Source organism: Treponema saccharophilum DSM 2985 (assembly GCF_000255555.1).
In the GTDB taxonomy this organism is placed as follows: Bacteria; Spirochaetota; Spirochaetia; order Treponematales; family Treponemataceae; genus Treponema_D; species Treponema_D saccharophilum.
In genome coordinates this window covers 1-1695 of sequence record NZ_AGRW01000010.1, presented here as the reverse complement: position 1 = coordinate 1695, position 1695 = coordinate 1, and the positions used below count along the sequence as shown (strand labels likewise).

Sequence of the window (1695 nt, the reverse complement as noted above, 5' to 3'; positions counted from 1 at the left end):
TCCCCCTTTTTTGTGGTTGAGGTAAGCCGCATTGTTCATCGCCACCCGCTTTGATTTGTGGAGCGGCTTAGGGGACGCGGGCGTGGCCCGAGTCCCCCTTTTTTTTGTGGTGATGTAAGCCGCATTGTTCATCGCCACCCGCTTTGATTTGTGGAGCGGCTTAGGGGACGCGGCGTGGCCCGAGTCCCCTTTTTTGTGGTGATGTAAGCCGCATTGTTCATCGCCGCCCGCTTTGATTCATGGAGCGGCTTGGGGTAGGCGGGCGTGGCTCGTGTCCCCTTTTTTTTGTGGTTGATGTAAGCCGCATTGTTCATTGCCGCCCGCTTTGATTCATGGAGCGGCTTAGGGGAGGCGGGCGTGGCCCGGGTCCCCCTTTTTTTGTGGTTGATGTAAGCCGCATTGTTTATCGCCGCCCGCTTTGATTAGCGGAGGGGCTTGAGGATGGCGGTGGGGGGGAGTTTTTTTATTGTTTTTATGAAGAAATCGAGGTTTCCGGCGACGAAGACGGCGCAGTAGATGCAGATTGCGGCGGCGAATGTGAGGTAGAAGACGATTTGCTGGGCAGGGGAGGAGTCGCGCATCGTTATGCCGAAGAGAAGAAGAAGCGATGTCATCGCAAAGCCTCCGATTACCCATTTCGTCATCGAGATATGGTTCTCGTTTTGTGCGGAGGTGCCGAAGCCGTTCTTCATCGTGCGGGAGGCAAGCCGCTCGGCGACGGAGAGCCTTCGGACTGCGGTGCGGCATTCCCTGCACATGAGGAGGTGCGCCGTTATTTTCAGCGGGACGATTTCGTTCTTGTCGAGCGAGAGGTATGCGTCCATTATCATTTCGCATTTCTTTTCGTTATTTTTCATAGAATTGCCTCAGTTTTTCCTTGAGAATCTTTTTTGCGCGGAATATGTTCGACTTCACGGTGTTCAGGTTCAGCGACGTTATCTCGGCGATTTCCTCGTAGCTGTTGTCGTAGAAGAAGTAAAGCTCGATGCAGACGGCGTATTTTTCGGGAAGCTCCCTGACCGCTTCTCGTATCGCAGCCGCAGTTGCCTTCCGTATCTCCGTCTCCTCCGGCGATTTTGTCGGGGCGGCTATGCGGTCCTCGTCTGCCAGCGGCTTGTATTCCTGCCGCCTGTTCTTCGCGTTTATCGCCGTGTTGAGGGCTATCCGCGTCAGCCATGTCGAGAAGAGCGAGCCGCCCTTGAACGTGCCGAGTTTGTTGAACGCCTTCAGCAGGACTTCCTGGACGAAATCCTCGACATCAGCGTCGTTCTTGAAGAAACTGAACCCGATTGCCTGAACGCGTTTTTTGTGGAACGAGACGAGAATCGAGAACGATTTCGAATCTCCGCCGAGCGCGGCTTTTATGAGAAGCCAATCGCGCGCCGTGGCGACTGTTTGTTCAAGAGTCTTCAGCCCGTTCTTCATTTAGTCCTTGTGGAATTCGGGGTTCACCTTGTAGAAAATGAGAAGGCTGACCCCAATCGCCAGCGGGACAAGCCCGCCGAGAAGCGACTGTACCGGCCCGTTCGTCGCCACGACGAAAATCGCGAAGAATATCGAGAGAATCGTGCCCAGCCCCGTCAGCAGAATCCCTATCAGAAGGGTGTAGGTTTTGATGTCGAACGATTTCTTTATGTAGTTGCCCGTTTTTATCTGCGCCTTGACCTCGTGGTGATGCCAAAGAAGCGAGAAGAA

General features: G+C 54.3%; 3 protein-coding genes. All 3 read right to left on the bottom strand.

The genetic code is table 11. The features are described from left to right. Positions 1-422: 422 nt before the first annotated feature. The gene (locus tag TRESADRAFT_RS00085; RefSeq protein WP_002701626.1) at positions 423-857 is read right to left on the bottom strand and encodes a hypothetical protein; all 435 of its coding nucleotides are present in this window, start codon (positions 855-857) and stop codon (positions 423-425) included. Then, a complete protein-coding gene (locus TRESADRAFT_RS00080) occupies positions 847-1425 on the bottom strand; it encodes an RNA polymerase sigma factor (RefSeq protein WP_002701624.1) in 579 nt (192 codons plus the stop codon). Before TRESADRAFT_RS00080 ends, TRESADRAFT_RS00085 begins: the two co-directional genes overlap by 11 nt. Next, the coding region (locus TRESADRAFT_RS00075) for a hypothetical protein (protein WP_002701622.1) at positions 1426-1695 on the bottom strand (270 nt) is incomplete at its 5' end.

Coding starts and splice junctions, on each gene's coding strand:
- TRESADRAFT_RS00085 (WP_002701626.1), bottom strand. CDS start 857: ATGAAAAATAACGAAAAGAAATGCGAAATGATAATGGACGCATACCTC.
- TRESADRAFT_RS00080 (WP_002701624.1), bottom strand. CDS start 1,425: ATGAAGAACGGGCTGAAGACTCTTGAACAAACAGTCGCCACGGCGCGC.